The organism is Pseudomonas sp. UYIF39, assembly GCF_029963765.1.
GTDB lineage: Bacteria > Pseudomonadota > Gammaproteobacteria > Pseudomonadales > Pseudomonadaceae > Aquipseudomonas.
In genome coordinates this window covers 33,482-48,651 of record NZ_JALBYU010000001.1, presented here as the reverse complement: position 1 = coordinate 48,651, position 15,170 = coordinate 33,482, and the positions used below count along the sequence as shown (strand labels likewise).

Below are 15,170 nucleotides of genomic sequence, written 5' to 3'. Positions count from 1 at the left end.
CAACAATGGCACTTTCCCGCGAACAAATGGCTCAACGCGTCGCCCGCGAAATGCAGGACGGCTTCTACGTGAACCTGGGCATCGGCATTCCGACCCTGGTCGCCAACTACATTCCTGAAGGCATGGAAGTCATGCTGCAGTCGGAAAACGGCCTGCTGGGCATGGGTCCCTTTCCTACTGAAGAAACCATCGATGCCGACATGATCAACGCCGGCAAACAAACCGTGACCGCCCGTATCGGCGCGTCGATCTTTTCCTCGGCCGAGTCCTTCGCGATGATCCGCGGTGGTCATGTCGACCTGACCGTGCTGGGCGCCTTTGAAGTAGACGTGCAAGGCAACATCGCCTCGTGGATGATTCCCGGCAAACTGGTCAAGGGCATGGGGGGCGCCATGGATCTGGTGGCCGGCGCAGACAACATCATCGTCATCATGACCCACGCGTCCAAGGACGGTGAGTCCAAGCTGTTGTCCAAATGCAGCCTGCCGCTGACTGGCGCTGGTTGCATCAAGCGTGTGCTGACCGACCTCGCCTACCTGGAAATCAAGGACGGCGCTTTCATTCTCAAGGAGCGTGCACCGGGCGTCAGCGTCGAGGAGATTGTCGCCAAGACCGCCGGTAAACTGATCGTGCCGGATCACGTTCCGCAAATGCAGTTCGCTGCCCAGTGAGGAATCATTCCATGCAAGAAGTCGTCATAGTCGCCGCCACCCGTACCGCCATCGGCAGTTTCCAGGGTGCCCTGGCCAACGTGTCCGCGGTTGACCTCGGTGCTGCGGTCATCCGTCAACTGCTGGCGCAAACCGGCCTGGACGTTGCTGAAGTCGATGAAGTGATCATGGGCCAGGTGTTGACCGCCGGCGCCGGGCAAAACCCTGCGCGCCAATCCGCGATCAAGGCTGGCCTGCCCTTCACCGTGCCTGCGATGACCCTGAACAAGGTCTGCGGTTCGGGCCTCAAAGCACTGCACCTGGCCACTCAGGCGATTCGCTGCGGCGATGCCGACGTGATCATTGCCGGCGGCCAGGAAAACATGAGCCTGTCCAATTACGTCATGCCCGGTGCGCGCACCGGTCTGCGCATGGGTAACGCGCAAATCGTCGACACCATGATCAGCGACGGCCTGTGGGATGCGTTCAACGATTACCACATGGGCATCACCGCCGAGAACCTGGCTGACAAGTACAGCCTGACTCGCGAACAGCAAGACGCCTTCGCCGCGGCCTCGCAGCAGAAAGCCACGGCCGCCATCGAAGCCGGGCGCTTTGCCGATGAGATCACGCCGATCCTGATTCCTCAGCGCAAGGGCGATCCGGTTGCCTTCCAGGTTGACGAACAACCTCGAGCAGGTACCACCGCAGAAGCACTGGGCAAACTGAAACCCGCCTTCAAGAAGGACGGTTCGGTGACCGCCGGTAACGCCTCGTCCCTGAACGACGGTGCCGCCGCCGTGATCCTGATGAGCGCCGAGAAAGCCAAGGCCCTCGGCCTGCCCGTGCTGGCAAAAATCGCCGCGTACGCCAATGCGGGCGTCGACCCGGCGATCATGGGTATCGGCCCGGTCAGCGCGACTCGTCGTTGCCTGGACAAGGCCGGCTGGTCCATCGACCAACTGGACCTGATCGAAGCCAACGAAGCCTTTGCTGCGCAATCTCTGGCGGTGACCAAGGACCTGGAATGGGACCTGAACAAGGTCAACGTCAACGGCGGCGCTATCGCCCTGGGCCACCCGATCGGTGCATCGGGTTGCCGAGTGTTGGTGACCTTGCTGCATGAAATGATCAAGCGTGACGCCAAGAAAGGCCTCGCCACCCTGTGCATCGGTGGTGGTCAGGGCGTGGCACTGGCGATCGAACGGGCGTAAAGCGTTCAACAGACGGCGCGGGGACCCACGAATATCCGTTCGCCGTCTGGCAAAACACCCGGTGCGACTCACGTCGCACCGGGTTCTTTTTGTCTGGTTGTCAGGCAAATTTCACCAGATTCAGCACCGGCAGCGGACCGCCTGGAAACTGCACCAGCCGCGCTCCGACGCTCAATTCCCCAAGATCAATCCCGAAGAAGCCCAGCTGTTCGATCAACGCCGCCACTTGAGCTTTTGCATCGGCATCATCACCCGAGAGAAACAGCACCCGCCGCCCGCCCTCCGCCGTCGGATCGCTTTCCAGAAAACGCGCCTGAAGGTGATTGAACGCCTTCACCACCCGCGCACCGGGCACCCATTCGGCAAACACTTCGCTGGAGGTGCGGCCCTGCAAATCCACCGCCTTGAACGATGGCGCCTCGATTGAGTTGTTGGCGTCGATGACTATCCGTCCGCCAAAATCCGGCAGGCCGGCGAGCGCGGTCGGCAACTTCGACCAGTTGGCCGCGACCAACACGATGGCTTGCGCGGCGGCCTCCTCGCGGGTTCCGGCACGCGCCGTGGGTCCTAGCTCTTCCACCAGCGAGGCCAGGCTTTGCGGGCCACGGCTGTTGGCGATAACCACTTCAATGCCTTGACGCGACAGTGCTCTGGCGAAGGCTGCGCCGATTGCGCCGGCGCCAATGATTCCGATGGTGCTCATGGTTGTTCACTCCGAGGGTTGTCGTTGGAGTGAATACTGCGCTTGCCATTAGCGCTTGATTAGCCGGTAATGCCTTGAATGATCTTCAAGCATGACTAGCAGGTGCCTGCCATGGAAACCCTCGCCAACCTCGAATCTTTTGTCCGCAGTGCCGAAACCGGCAGTTTTTCCGCCGCTGCACGGGTGCTCGCGCTGACCCCTGCCGCTGTCAGCCGCAACGTGGCGATGCTCGAACGTAACATCGGTGTGCGTCTATTCCAGCGCTCGACCCGCAAGCTGTCCCTGACCGAAGCCGGGGAACACTTTCTGACGAGCATCGGCGGCAATCTGGAAGCGTTACAAACCGCGATCAGCGCGGTGAGCAGTGACCAAGGCGAGCCGGCGGGCTTGCTCAAGGTCAGTCTGGCGCCGACGTTTGGCATCGATCATGTTTTGCCACTACTGCCGGCGTTCCTGGCGCGCTATCCGCTGATCCGCCCGGAATGGCACTTCGAAACCCGCCCCGTGGATTTGATTGCCGAAGGGTATGACGCGGCCATTGGCGGCGGCTTCAAGTTGACGCCCGGGGTGGTGTCGCGGACGTTGGCGGCGGCGCATGTGGTGGCGGTCGCCTCTCCCGCCTACCTCGCAGGACGCAGCCTGCCCGACAGTCCGGCAGACCTGTCCGGACACACCGGCCTTGTGATGCGCGGCACCCGCACCGGGCGGATTCGCCAATGGCTGATGCACGATGGCGCAGGCAACGAAGCACCGGCCAATTTGAATGAAAACATTGTGCTCAATGATCCGGCCGCCATGCGCGAAGTGGCGATACTCGGCCTGGGCGTGACCCTGCTGGTGTTGCCGGATGTGCTGGCCAATATCCAGCGTGGCGAACTGGTGCGCCTGCTGCCCGACTGGCACGCCTACGCGGGGCCGATTTCGCTGTATTACCCGAGCCGGACGTTGATGCCGGCCAAGACTCGGGTGTTCATCGATTTTGTGGTCGAGGCGTTTTCACACCGCTGAGGTCAAACCAGAAACTGCAAGATCAACCAGCTATTCGCCCCGCTGATCACCACAAACAACCCCCACGCCAGCACCCGCGTCGGCCAGCGATTCACCAACGGTCCCATGAGCGTGTGGTCGTTGGTCATGCGAATCAGTGGATACAACGCAAACGGCAATTGCAGACTCAGCACCACCTGACTCAACACCAGCAGTTTGCCGATCGCATTGTCACCCATCAGCCAGACGCCAATGAACGCCGGGATCAGCGCCAGCCCGCGCGTGATCAATCGCCGTTGCCAGCAGGGAATCCGCAGGTTCAGGAAGCCCTCCATGATCACCTGCCCCGCGATGGTCCCGGTGAAGGTCGAACTCTGCCCCGAAGCCAGCAACGCGACGCCAAACAACACACTGGCCAACGCCCCTCCCACCAACGGGTCGAGCAGATGATAAGCGTCCTGGATGTCGACCACGTCGGTATGCCCGGTCTTGTGGAACGCCGCCGCGGCGAGGATCAGGATGGCTGCGTTGACCAGCAACGCCAGCGCCAGGGAACCGATGGTGTCGATGCGCGCCAGTTTCACCGCGTCCTGCTTGCTGGCCAGGTCCTTGCCGATCATCCGGGTCTGCACGATGGAGGTGTGCAGGTACAAGTTATGCGGCATCACCGTGGCCCCGAGAATACCGATGGCCAGGTAGAGCGGCGCAGCGGCACCGATGGCGGACAGTGACGGCGTGAAACCCCGGGCGACGTCCGGCCAGTAGGGTTTGATCAACAGCAATTCAACGAAGAAACACACGCCGATGGTGCCCACCAGCACCAGCATGATTGCTTCGAGTCGGCGGAAGCCACGGTTTTGCAGGGCCAGCACCAGCAACGTGTCGAACGCCGTGAGCGCGATGCCGAAGGTCAGCGAACAGCCCAACAACAAATGGAACGCCAGGGCGCAGCCGAGCACTTCGGCCAGGTCAGTGGCGATGATCGAGATTTCCGCCAACACCCACTGGGTCCGTGCGGTGCGCGTGCTGTAGCGCTCCCGGGACAACTGCGCCAGATCACGCCCGGTGGCAATGCCCAGGCGCGAGCACAAACACTGCACCACCATTCCCGCCAGACTCGCCAGCAGCACCACGAACAACAAGCTGTAACCAAACCGCGAGCCGGCCTCGATGGCGGTCGCCCAGTTACCCGGGTCCATGTAGCCGATGGACACCAGCAAGCCAGGACCGGCAAAGCGCAGCATCCGGTTGAAAAACGAGGCGCGGGGATCGACGGCAACGCTGCCGGCCACTTCCGGCGGACAAAATGGCGCCGTGGCGGTTTTGGGCAAACTGAATTTCACGCAAACATCCAGAAACAAATGGGAGGGGGCAGCTTAGACGTTTCGCCCTGCGCCCCCAAGGGGAAGCAGCTTTGTATACAAAACCAGCTGATCGATAGAGCAATCCACCGTCCGCAATGCTAACGTTGCCGCCTCACTCAGGTCGGAGGTACGTGCGTGCTGCTACTCAAACTGCTGGTCATCCCAGGATTTCTCTTGCTGATTTCCCTGGCCGGTAAGCGCTGGGGACCGAGTGTCGCCGGTTGGTTGTCGGGGTTGCCGGTGGTGGTCGGGCCAATTCTGTTCTTTCTCGCCATCGAACAAGGCCAGGTGTTCGCCGCTCAATCGGCGACGGCAGCGCTGTCGGCGATGTTCGCGATGATTGCCTTTTGCGTGACCTACGCTCAGGTTGCACAACGCGCGAAGTGGCCGTGGGCGCTGCTGATTTCGCTGTTGGTCTGGGCCACGGCGGCCGTTGTGCTGTCGTTGATTGCGCCGTCCCTGCTGTTCTCGGTGATCGCCGCCGCAACCGCCCTGCTGGCGGCGCCGTATCTGTTTCCCTCGGTACAGCCAATCGTTTCAGGCCCAAAGCCGAAGTCCGACAAATTGATGTTGCGAATGATTGCCGGCGCGCTGCTCACCCTCGCCGTCACGTTGTTGGCCAGCACCGTCGGCGAACGCTGGAGCGGCCTGCTCGCCGTATTCCCGGTGCTGGGCAGCGTGATGGCGGTGTTCTCCCAACAAACCCGCGGACCGGCGTTTACCGCTGCGTTGTTGCGGGCCACCGCTACAGGGATGTATTCGTTTGCGGCGTTTTGCCTGGTGTTGGCACTGGCGTTGCCGAGGTTTGGCTGGTGGGGTTTCGGGATGGGGGTGGTGGTTTCATTGGTGATGCTATTAGTTACCAAGTGGTTAGTAATACGCTCAGATAAAAATAGTCGCCCCATCGTAACGCCTTCACGCTGAAGGGCAGTTGGTCGGCACCCGATACAACGCTGGGCGCCGCACTTTCATTGCTCAGCCTCGACGGCTAACCAAAATCGGGAAAATCATGGATAAAAGGATCCGAGCAACTGGCATTGGGTGGAGAGCCATGCTCTTGCAAACACACTACCACTGAAAATTTTCCACCTCTTGCAGGCGTGTTGCTCGCCTGCATTTTGAAATTGACAGTGTCATAGTTTTGATAGGTTCCCATAGACTCCCATTTATTGTATTTGCTGTAGTAAAACGCCTGGATTTCAGCGAAATCGGCCGTAGGCATTACTCCAAAAATGCAGGTGAAGTAATTTTCCTGTTCAATTTTGCTAATTACGATTTTCGAATTTGCCATATTCGTAGCTCCCTGACTTATCGCCACCCGATAAGTATCAAGTTCATTCTTTCTCTCCCGACAACGTGCTGCCTAGCTGTTATATATAACAGTTTCGACGAACGGTATTGGCTGATGCCAATATCAAGCTATACCGCAGGGTGCCCGCTTATTGCCATGGAGAGGCACTCATGACTGACTTGATCCCGGTATCCTCCGTCCACAAACCTCCCAGCTCAGCTACCGCTGTTGGCGTAGCCGCGATCATTCTCTGGTCTTGCCTGGCGCTGTTGACCACCCTCACCGAAGGAGTTCCCCCCTTTGAACTGCTGACGCTGACCTTCGGCATAGCGTTCGCGGCGAGCCTGGGGATTCTGGGCCGACGCGGGCTCGCCGGCTTCAGCAGTTGGCGGCAGCCCTGGGCTGTATGGGCGACCGGGTTCGTCGGAATTTTCGTTTATCACGCGCTGTACTTTTTCGCACTCAAAGCCGCCCCGGCGGCCGAAGCCAGTCTGATCAACTACCTTTGGCCACTGTTGCTGGTGCTGCTGTCGGCGTTTTCAGCCGGAGAAAAGCTGCACAAACGGCAATTGCTCGGCGCACTGCTGGGCTTGGCCGGAACCGCCTTCATCATGCAGCAGCGTGCCCCGAATGCTGATGCCGCGATACCCATCGCCGGTTATCTCGCGGCGTTCGGTTGTGCACTGATCTGGTCGACTTACTCGGTGATCAACCGCCGGTTCAGCGAAGTACCGAGCAGCATCATTGGCGGCATTTGCGGCCTGGTCGCCGTGGCCGGACTGGCCTGTCACCTGGCATTCGAAACCACGGTACAGCCCGACTTCAGCCAATGGACCGCGATTGTCGTCCTCGGGCTTGGACCGGTAGGTCTGGCGTTTTTTGCCTGGGACCACGCTACCAAACACGGCAGCCTGGCGACGCTGGGGGCGCTGTCCTACCTGGCGCCACTGATTTCCACGTTGTTGCTGATCACCGTGGGACGCAGCCATGCCAGCCCGATTCTGATCGTCCCCGCGCTGCTGATTATCGCCGGTGCAGTGATCGCCACGTCGCGATCAACCGCTAAAGTGCCGATAACATGTTCAATAGTTTCGAACGAGTAAAGCAAAAAGCTCGCACGTCATTCGAACGTGTTTACTTCAACATCAGCCTCAGTTCAAAACCAACCACTGACTGAGGCCTACACCATGAAGTTCTTTTTCCACCCTTCGCCCAACCCGATGAAAGTCGCCCTGCTGCTCGAAGAGCTGCAAACGCCCTACGAGTTGATCGGCGTCGACACCTTCAAAGGCGAGCAACACCTGCCGGCCTTTTTGGCGATCAACCCGAACGCCAAAGTGCCAGCCCTGGTCGATGGCGACGCAACCGTCTTCGACTCCCAGGCGATCCTGCTGCACCTGGCGCAAAAACATCAGCGCTTCCTGCCGACCTCCGTGACCGGGCAAGCCGACCTACTGTCATGGCTGATGTTCATCGCCACTGGGCTGTCGCCATTTTCCGGCCAGGCGGTGCATTTCCTTCACCACGCACCGGAGGACCTGGCGTATGCGAAAAACCGCTACCTCAAGGAGGTCGAACGTCACTACCGCGTACTCGATCAGCGTCTGGCCGACCATCAGTACCTGGCCGGCGACACCTACAGCATCGCCGACATGGCGCTTTGGGGTTGGGCCAATTACGCGCCGTACATCCTCGGTGAGAACGGTCTGGCGGCGTACCCGAACGTCAAGCGCCTGTTCGATGAAATCAGCGCCCGACCAGCCGCCCAGCGGGCCCACGGTCTTAAAGAGAAACTGGTGCTGAAGGCCGAGTTCGACGAAGAAACCCGTCGCAACCTGTTCCCGCAGAACCAGGCGCAGTAACCCATTCACAGCATTCGAAGGTGATGAAATGAGTGATCAAGTCGCGTTTATCGTTTACCTGCCGGCCAAACCGGAACGTTTCGCCGAAATGAAAGAACGGCTGCTGGACGTGGTGCACCAGATGTCGGCCGAGCCGGACTTCGTCAACACCTGGGTCCACCAACTCCAGGACGACCCGAACACCTTGGTGCTCTACGAAACCTGGAACTGCAGCAAGGACGACTTCATCACGCGTCACCTGAGCAAGCCGTATCGCCAGGCGTATGAACAGCTGCTCCCGCAGTTACTGGCCAGCGAACGTCGCATTGAGTTTCTGGATGTGATCAAGAGCTATCCGGTGCGACGTGGGGTCTGAACGGACCTTCCTGCATGACCACGAGCCGCGTGAATGCTGCTAAACAGCGAGGGCGCAAGCGCCCTCGCTACCCGCCTGGCTACTACCCAGGCTTGTGGTTATCCAGTACGCGATTGACCGCTAACTCCCCCAACATGATGACCCGTTGCAGCACCAGCATCGTTTGCCGTCGTGGGCCGTCCGTTAAGTCGGTGAGATCGTTGACTATGGCGCTGGCTGCTGCCAACGATTCGCAGGCCTCGACGAGCAACGTTTCGTCATCCACCGCTGTGTCGATGGTGAAAATGGCGCTGGGCTTACGGGGCGGTATCTGCGTTTTCGACGCCCCGGGGTTGAGGTAGAAGCTGAGTGCGCGGTCGGCCGCCTCTGTCATTTTCTTGGGGTCAAGATCACGAAAGACGTCGTAGGGTACCGGACCGGTATTCGGGGGGTTGGGCGTAACTTTGAACATAGATGAAACTCCGATGCTGCTTAATTGGAGCCATCACCATCTCGCTACCAAACGGAGGGTGGCGGCCATACGGAGGTTGGTAGACCGGGCATCGGAACCGGCGCCCCCGGAGGAGCCCTACGCATGGCCACCATGAAACCACAGCCCTGGGAAAGGACCGCCAAAGGTGACGCTATGCGTCGATGCTACGGGTCTACCAAACCCGATCACTGTTTTTCAGTGACAGGGAAACGATATAGCCCGCCCCACAGGCGCACAAGCCAGCGGATTCTGGCGTACGCGTAGGCAACGACGCAAGGCGTTGTAGCCGAAAGGACGTAACAGCGGGTGTCTTTAAACGCGAACCTTGATACGTGTTTATGCGCATCAAAAGCCGAGAATTTCATCGCCCGTTTTTTGGCTGGGTGATTACACCTACTTGCCCACCCATTTGCATTCGACCTGACCCGTCATTTGCATCGGACTTGACCGGCACGCTTCGTGGACATAACCGGCAGAGAACGACCGAGGCTGTGTAAAAACGTTTTAGAACACGTTTGACAGTCGGGGCTGGAACAAAAATCGCGCTCCTACGTAAATTTCTAGTCTGCTGATTACACAAGCATCAGCAGATTTTACGTAGCAACGCAGACTTCAAAAAGGTGCATGCGTTTTCACACAGCCTGGACCCATAGCTGCCGGTCATGAAGGGATGCTATCCACTGATGGTTGTCATAGAAAACCTTCCGAGTGAGCGCATTTCTTCAGTACCTTGCTGCCCCTAATGCAGCGCCTCTTCTTCTAAGTAGTTGCTGAGACATTCCATAAAGGCTAGGAGTTTGCGTGTGTGGCGTCTGTGTGCCGGATAGATCACATGGACTGTAGAACCGAATTGCTCCGGATCCGGGTCTATATCGGGGAGCAGTTGCACCAGTTCGCCACGCCGCAAATAGGGAGCAGCACTCCACTGTGGACAAAATTGCAATCCCTGCCCATCCAACAGTGCATTAAACAGAAGATCATAGTTGTCGCTAGATAGGCGAGGCACAGGCTGCAATATGCGCCGGCGTTCACCGTCATGGGTCAACCACCAGTAATGCGGGTTCAGTGCAGGGTGTCGATAGATCAACCAGTCATGTTGATCGAACGTTTGCGGTATGACTTCAAGAGGCTTGCGCAGCAGATATCGTGGGCTGGCGTAAAGTCGGATACGGTTGACGGTCAGTGGTCGGGCGATCAGATCCGGCCCCACAGGTCCGTCACGTACAGCAAGATCATAGCTGCCCTCAAGCAGGTCCACGAACTCTTCGGTGAGAACTACCTCAAGACGCATCTGTGGGTACCTATCAAGAAAGCGGCAGCACACCGCATTCAGAAACGCTGGAGCGTAGGACGGTGGCGCCGCTACTCGCAAGGTGCCACACATCTCCTGCTGGAGCTGATCAAGATCTTCCCGAGCTTGCTGTAGCTGAATCAGCACCTGTCGAGCGCTTGCCAGATAGATCTGCCCGGCCTCAGTCAGGGCAATTCGGCGGGTAGAGCGCTCAAAAAGACGTGTGCCCAATTCAGTCTCAAGGTGGGTTACCGCCCTGGTCAGAGCCGACGTGGTTTTGCCCAGATGCGAAGCTGCGCGCGTAAAACTGCCTTGATCTGCCGTGGCGACGAACATACTGATAGCGCCTAGCTGGTCCATTCGCTTTTACCTTTCTGGAAAGTATGTCTTTCGGGGTTTAGGTATTCTTAACATCGCCTCGTTTGGATAGTCTCCCGAACACTCTAATAAGAAAAGGTGTTCAGGCAATGAAGAAGGCTCTCGGGACGACACTGGCAATTGCGGTCGCTTTTGCATCAATGGAAAGCATGGCGGCTGTGGACTTGCTCTTGTACAACGCAAAGGTGTTCACGGCTGAGCCGGGTCAGCCGCTGCAACAAGCCGTCGCCGTAGCCGATGGCCGTATCCTCAAGGTCGGGAGTGATGTCGAGATTCTTTCGCTCAAAGATGCCATGACCCAAGTGGTGGATTTGAAGGGTAAGGTCGTCATGCCAGGCTTCATTGATAGCCACAGCCACGCAGTCTTTGGCGGCGTCAAGCTTAAGTCGGCAGATCTCGAAGGACAGATGTTGGCCTTCGACGAACTGGAGCAGCGTTTGCGCGCGTGGCGAGACGACGGCAAGGCGAAGCACGGAGACAGTCTGGCGGTCGGTGGTTTCCCCTCCACTTACTGGAGTGAAGTGGCTCAATTTGAAAAGCGCTTCAATCATGGCGAATGGGCCGATACACCGATTGCTTTCATCGGCTGGGATTATCACACCGGCTGGGCCAACGCGGCGATGCTCAAGCGAGCAGGCATCGATGCCGAGCGGGTCAAGTCGCTTAAAGGCGAAGCGGTGGCGACCATCGGCCATCATGAGGACAGCACCCCCAACGGCTTCGTGGCTGACGCGGGTTTGTCTGCGGTGATGTCGCAATTGCCGGCGCCGACTTTTGATCAACTGATGGCCGCGGGCCGTGCGGCGCGTGACCTGAACCACAGCCTGGGCATTACCGCCCTGATGGACCCTGCGGCTAATGCGATGCCAGCCGATGGGCTGTTCGACTTCAAGCCCACAGCGCAGACATTGGGGGTTTTGCCTGTCTACAAAGCGTTATCGGAAAAAGGTGAGCTTCAGTTGCGAGTCGCCGCGCTGATGGTTGCTAATCCGAAAAGCGCGCCTGCGGATCTGGACGTGCTGGATCAGGTCAGGAAGCAGTTCCTTGGTGTCGAAAATCTCAGCCTGCCGGGCATCAAGATCTTTGCCGATGGCGTTGCTGAGTTTCCTGCACAAACCGCATCGTTGCTCACCCCCTACAAGAATTCAAAGAAAGGCGGGGAGTTGTTGATCGATCCGGCTCATTTCGGTGAACTGGTCAGCGCCGCGGATGCCCGTGGCTGGCTGGTACATGTCCATGCAATCGGCGACCGGGCGGTACGCGAAGCGCTCAATGGGATCGAGCAGGCCAGGCATGACAGACAGAGTGGCGTGACGCATTCGATCACCCATTTGCAGATGGTAAATCCCAAGGAATTCGCCCGTTTCAAACCCTTGAATGTCATTGCTTCCATGCAGCTGTACTGGGCGTCAGCGGATGAGTTGAGCATTGATTTACTGAAGCCCTACATCAGTGCAATGCAGTTTCAGTTCATGTACCCGGCGCGATCGCTGCTGAAAAACGGCGCGACCATTGCGGGTGCCAGCGACTGGCCGGTCAGTACGCCCAATCCGTGGAAAGCTATTGGGCAGGCCATCAGTCGCAAAGGCCCCAAGGGCGTGCTCAACAAGGATGAGGATATCGATCGGGAAACGATGTTCTATGCCTATACCCGCAACGCCGCCCGCGCGATCGGTTTAGAGAACCAAATTGGCTCTGTCACCGCGGGTAAACAAGCTGACCTGATCGTGCTTGATCGCGATGTATTCAACGTGCCTGAAGAGCAACTCGCCGACACCCAAGTACTCAAGACCTACTTTTCCGGGCGCGAAGTTTACAGCCACCCGTAATCCCTAAACGTAAGCCTGACCTTTGCCCTTCGGGGCATGGGGAGGGCAAAGCCTTGCCTGCCAATAATAATAAACAGGATTCAACCTATGCATCGTCTTGCTATTACGACCCTTGTCGGCTGTGCGCTTTTTCCCTTTGGGGCGGGCGCCGTGACGCTGACCGACAACTTGCAACTGGAGCTGAAACCGCAGGTGGTCAGCGATTACCGTAGCCGCGGACTGTCCATGACGCTGGGTGACCCGGCAGCGCAGTTGGAGGCCACATTGATACACAGCAGCGGTGCCTATGCGGGCGTATGGACTTCAAACGTCGATTTCGGGATGAACCTGAAAACGCGGCTGGAACAAGATTACTACGCAGGCTTTTTCATTCCATTCAATGACGATGTCAGCCTTGATGTGGGGTATCTCAAGTACACCTATGCCAAGGAAGCACAGTTCAACATGAGTGAGGTCTACGCCATTCTCAAAGCCTATGGCTTCAAGTTCGGCAGTTATTACTCCAACGATCTGAAGAACTTTGTAGGGAAAGATCAGGACACACTCTACACCTACTTGGGGTACAGCCATGAAATTGTGGATCAGGTCGGACTGGAGGTCCGCTATGGACGTTTCGACTTTAAGGATGATGTGTTTTTGTCAAACAGTGGCAAGGCTCGAGGTGATTATCACGAATGGGAAGCCAAGCTGACCCGCAGCGCATTTGGGGTCGACTGGGGCCTTAGCTACGTCGACACGGATCTTTCCAAGAGCGAGTGCGCGAGTTACTACGGTTACACCGATGTGTGCACGGCGACTGTAGTGGTCAGTGCCAGCAAGACGTTCTGATCAAACCTTCAGTTAAGAAATTTGCAACTCAAAAAAACAAGGCAGGAGATTTCGATGTACTTGACCCAAGGGTTGCATCGCCATATGCAACAGCGTCCCGAGACACCAGCTATTCGTTACCAAGGTCGTAGTCTGAGCTTTGCCCAGTTGGGCGAACGAGTCGCCCGTCTGGCCGGCGCACTAAAAGGCCTGGGCGTGACCAGCGGCGAGCGGGTGGCAATGCTTTCGCTGAACTCGCAGCGGTACATCGAATACTGTCTGGCGGTCCCTTGGGCCGATGCCGTACTCAACCCGGTGAACATCCGTTGGAGCGCTGCGGAGATCGTCTATTCATTGGACGATTCTGAAACCTGTGTACTGATCGTCGACGATAGTTTCCTGGATCTGGCAGGAAAAATCAGCGCTGCTGCGAAAACCCTGCGCCTGATGATTTATGCCGGCGACGGCGAAACTCCGCCGGGCATGCTCAACTACGAAATGCTGATCACCCAGTATGAGTCGGTCGAAGATGCCCTTCGTGGTGGCGATTCTCTGCTGGGCGTCTTTTATACTGGTGGAACCACGGGCTTCCCCAAAGGGGTAATGCTCAGTCATAACAATCTCGTTTTATCAGCCCTGGCCACATTCGACCAGACCGGGATCGGAGCTCAGACCATCTTCTTGCATGCCATGCCGATGTTCCATATAGCCGATCTGTCGGCAATGGTCTCTCTGTTCATTAGCGGCGGTACGCATGTGGTTTTATCCGCCTTCAAACCGCAGGAGGTACTTGAATGCATCGGCCTGGAACGGATCAGCAATACCAGGCTGGCGCCGACCATGCTGCAGATACTCCTCGATTGGCGCGAAGTCAATCCCGCTGCGGCCCAACTTGATCTGAGCTCGCTAAGGAAAATCACTTATGGCGCTTCGGCAATCTCCCCGGCACTGCTCGACCAAGCCCGCCAGTCCTTTTCGGCAGCCGACTTCATCCAAGGCTACGGCATGACCGAACTGTCTCCCTTTGCATGCATCCTCAATGCCGAGTATCACTGCGAGGAGCATCAGCGCAGCGGTAAGATGTACTCGGCGGGGATGCCGGTCAACTGCGTTGAAATCCGTATCGTTGATGCCGAAGATCGGGAGGTGCCACGTGGCACCGTGGGGGAGATCGTCGCACGCGGGCCGAATGTCATGCTCGGTTACTGGAACAACGTGCAAGCCACTGCCGAAGCGCTGCGAAACGGCTGGATGCACACTGGCGATGGCGGCTACATGGACGAAGATGGCTTCGTCTATATCTGCGACCGGCTGAAGGACATGATTGTGAGTGGCGGCGAGAACATCTTTACCGCCGAGGTCGAAAACATTATCGTCAGACTTCCGGCCGTTACCCAGGTTGCAGTAATAGGCATTCCCAGCGAAAAGTGGGGCGAAACTGTTCACGCAGTGATCGTCTGCAATCCTGGAGCATGCATCTCCGAGCAACAGGTTATCGCCCACTGCCGCGAATCCATTGCCGGGTACAAGGTTCCGCGTAGTGTCGAGTTCCGGGACTCGTTGCCATTGTCCAGTGTCGGGAAGGTGTTGAAAACCGAACTGCGCAAGCCGTTCTGGGAGAACCGCGCTCGTCAAATTGCCTAGAACGCCGGTGCGCAATGCAGCAATGCAGCAATTGGCTACTTGAAACGCGATAAATCGCATAGGCAGTAACACTGACGAAGTGCTGATTCAGAAGTCGGGTTCCACTTGGCATTGTCTGCACCCTGGATACGGTGCAGGTCATCAGGCGACAAGCAGCCATAGCTAGCGAAGGCTCTCCTATGGCTTTTTCGGCTTGGCTGCAATTGCAGTAGGAAAAGTGAGTGAAAATTTTGGTATTTATCATGCAACAACAGTATCCCTGGAAGGCATCAATTGTTCAGGGGCACGCCCTGAACTTTGGTATCCGCAAATAATCAGGCAGC

General features: G+C 57.8%; 15 protein-coding genes. 10 read left to right on the top strand and 5 right to left on the bottom strand.

Translation table 11 applies throughout. The features are described from left to right. Window positions 1-5 precede the first annotated feature (5 nt). Both MO767_RS00220 and MO767_RS00215 read left to right on the top strand, forming a co-directional pair. Complete coding sequence (locus MO767_RS00220) at window positions 6-671, top strand: CoA transferase subunit B (protein WP_149630451.1); 666 nt, start codon at window positions 6-8, stop codon at window positions 669-671. A gap of 11 nt (window positions 672-682) precedes the next feature. Then, a complete protein-coding gene (locus MO767_RS00215) occupies window positions 683-1,864 on the top strand; it encodes an acetyl-CoA C-acetyltransferase (protein ID WP_282478890.1) in 1,182 nt (393 codons plus the stop codon). Window positions 1,865-1,964: 100 nt separating this feature from the next. Here MO767_RS00215 and MO767_RS00210 read toward each other — a convergent pair whose 3' ends face one another. After that, window positions 1,965-2,567, bottom strand: a complete 603-nt coding sequence (locus MO767_RS00210; protein ID WP_282478889.1) for an NAD(P)-binding domain-containing protein — start codon at window positions 2,565-2,567, stop codon at window positions 1,965-1,967. A gap of 111 nt (window positions 2,568-2,678) precedes the next feature. Here MO767_RS00210 and MO767_RS00205 point away from each other — a divergent pair, with 111 nt between their 5' ends. Further along, window positions 2,679-3,575 carry a LysR family transcriptional regulator gene (locus MO767_RS00205; protein WP_282478888.1) on the top strand — a complete coding sequence of 299 codons (897 nt, stop codon included), beginning with the start codon at window positions 2,679-2,681 and terminating at the stop codon, window positions 3,573-3,575. A gap of 2 nt (window positions 3,576-3,577) precedes the next feature. On the opposite strand, the gene MO767_RS00200 is transcribed toward MO767_RS00205, so the two are convergent. Next, window positions 3,578-4,897: an Nramp family divalent metal transporter gene (locus MO767_RS00200; protein ID WP_282478887.1), complete on the bottom strand. Its 1,320-nt coding sequence runs from the start codon at window positions 4,895-4,897 to the stop codon at window positions 3,578-3,580. Between the two features lie 156 nt (window positions 4,898-5,053). Between MO767_RS00200 and MO767_RS00195 the strand changes: the two genes are divergently transcribed. Further along, a complete protein-coding gene (locus tag MO767_RS00195) occupies window positions 5,054-5,842 on the top strand; it encodes a hypothetical protein (RefSeq protein WP_282478886.1) in 789 nt (262 codons plus the stop codon). A gap of 64 nt (window positions 5,843-5,906) precedes the next feature. Here the strand turns inward: MO767_RS00195 and MO767_RS00190 are convergent, their stop codons facing one another. Continuing rightward, complete coding sequence (locus tag MO767_RS00190) at window positions 5,907-6,209, bottom strand: hypothetical protein (RefSeq protein WP_282478885.1); 303 nt, start codon at window positions 6,207-6,209, stop codon at window positions 5,907-5,909. A 170-nt stretch (window positions 6,210-6,379) separates the two neighbouring features. Here MO767_RS00190 and MO767_RS00185 point away from each other — a divergent pair, with 170 nt between their 5' ends. The 3 genes from MO767_RS00185 to MO767_RS00175 all read left to right on the top strand — a co-directional run bounded on the left by MO767_RS00185 (window position 6,380) and on the right by MO767_RS00175 (window position 8,426). Next, the gene (locus MO767_RS00185) at window positions 6,380-7,312 is read left to right on the top strand and encodes a DMT family transporter (protein WP_282478884.1); all 933 of its coding nucleotides are present in this window, start codon (window positions 6,380-6,382) and stop codon (window positions 7,310-7,312) included. An 84-nt stretch (window positions 7,313-7,396) separates the two neighbouring features. Beyond that, on the top strand, window positions 7,397-8,071 hold the full coding sequence (locus tag MO767_RS00180; protein ID WP_282478883.1) for a glutathione S-transferase N-terminal domain-containing protein: 675 nt from the start codon (window positions 7,397-7,399) through the stop codon (window positions 8,069-8,071). Window positions 8,072-8,099: 28 nt separating this feature from the next. Further along, window positions 8,100-8,426, top strand: coding sequence for an antibiotic biosynthesis monooxygenase (locus tag MO767_RS00175; RefSeq protein ID WP_282478882.1), 327 nt, complete (start codon window positions 8,100-8,102; stop codon window positions 8,424-8,426). Window positions 8,427-8,508: 82 nt separating this feature from the next. Here MO767_RS00175 and MO767_RS00170 read toward each other — a convergent pair whose 3' ends face one another. Together MO767_RS00170 and MO767_RS00165 are read right to left on the bottom strand one after the other, a co-directional pair. After that, on the bottom strand, window positions 8,509-8,877 hold the full coding sequence (locus MO767_RS00170; RefSeq protein WP_282478881.1) for a hypothetical protein: 369 nt from the start codon (window positions 8,875-8,877) through the stop codon (window positions 8,509-8,511). A gap of 760 nt (window positions 8,878-9,637) precedes the next feature. Continuing rightward, window positions 9,638-10,549 carry a LysR family transcriptional regulator gene (locus MO767_RS00165; protein ID WP_282478880.1) on the bottom strand — a complete coding sequence of 304 codons (912 nt, stop codon included), beginning with the start codon at window positions 10,547-10,549 and terminating at the stop codon, window positions 9,638-9,640. A gap of 107 nt (window positions 10,550-10,656) precedes the next feature. On the opposite strand from MO767_RS00165, the gene MO767_RS00160 reads away from it, so the two are divergent. From MO767_RS00160 to MO767_RS00150, 3 genes are all read left to right on the top strand, one after another. After that, a complete protein-coding gene (locus MO767_RS00160) occupies window positions 10,657-12,396 on the top strand; it encodes an amidohydrolase (RefSeq protein WP_282478879.1) in 1,740 nt (579 codons plus the stop codon). A gap of 87 nt (window positions 12,397-12,483) precedes the next feature. Then, the gene (locus tag MO767_RS00155) at window positions 12,484-13,224 is read left to right on the top strand and encodes a TorF family putative porin (RefSeq protein ID WP_282478878.1); all 741 of its coding nucleotides are present in this window, start codon (window positions 12,484-12,486) and stop codon (window positions 13,222-13,224) included. A gap of 21 nt (window positions 13,225-13,245) precedes the next feature. Next, on the top strand, window positions 13,246-14,847 hold the full coding sequence (locus tag MO767_RS00150) for a long-chain-fatty-acid--CoA ligase (RefSeq protein ID WP_282478877.1): 1,602 nt from the start codon (window positions 13,246-13,248) through the stop codon (window positions 14,845-14,847). Window positions 14,848-15,170 lie beyond the last annotated feature (323 nt).

Coding starts and splice junctions, on each gene's coding strand:
- MO767_RS00205 (WP_282478888.1), top strand. CDS start 2,679: ATGGAAACCCTCGCCAACCTCGAATCTTTTGTCCGCAGTGCCGAAACC.
- MO767_RS00155 (WP_282478878.1), top strand. CDS start 12,484: ATGCATCGTCTTGCTATTACGACCCTTGTCGGCTGTGCGCTTTTTCCC.
- MO767_RS00180 (WP_282478883.1), top strand. CDS start 7,397: ATGAAGTTCTTTTTCCACCCTTCGCCCAACCCGATGAAAGTCGCCCTG.
- MO767_RS00170 (WP_282478881.1), bottom strand. CDS start 8,877: ATGTTCAAAGTTACGCCCAACCCCCCGAATACCGGTCCGGTACCCTAC.
- MO767_RS00210 (WP_282478889.1), bottom strand. CDS start 2,567: ATGAGCACCATCGGAATCATTGGCGCCGGCGCAATCGGCGCAGCCTTC.
- MO767_RS00190 (WP_282478885.1), bottom strand. CDS start 6,209: ATGGCAAATTCGAAAATCGTAATTAGCAAAATTGAACAGGAAAATTAC.
- MO767_RS00175 (WP_282478882.1), top strand. CDS start 8,100: ATGAGTGATCAAGTCGCGTTTATCGTTTACCTGCCGGCCAAACCGGAA.
- MO767_RS00220 (WP_149630451.1), top strand. CDS start 6: ATGGCACTTTCCCGCGAACAAATGGCTCAACGCGTCGCCCGCGAAATG.
- MO767_RS00160 (WP_282478879.1), top strand. CDS start 10,657: ATGAAGAAGGCTCTCGGGACGACACTGGCAATTGCGGTCGCTTTTGCA.
- MO767_RS00185 (WP_282478884.1), top strand. CDS start 6,380: ATGACTGACTTGATCCCGGTATCCTCCGTCCACAAACCTCCCAGCTCA.
- MO767_RS00165 (WP_282478880.1), bottom strand. CDS start 10,549: ATGGACCAGCTAGGCGCTATCAGTATGTTCGTCGCCACGGCAGATCAA.
- MO767_RS00215 (WP_282478890.1), top strand. CDS start 683: ATGCAAGAAGTCGTCATAGTCGCCGCCACCCGTACCGCCATCGGCAGT.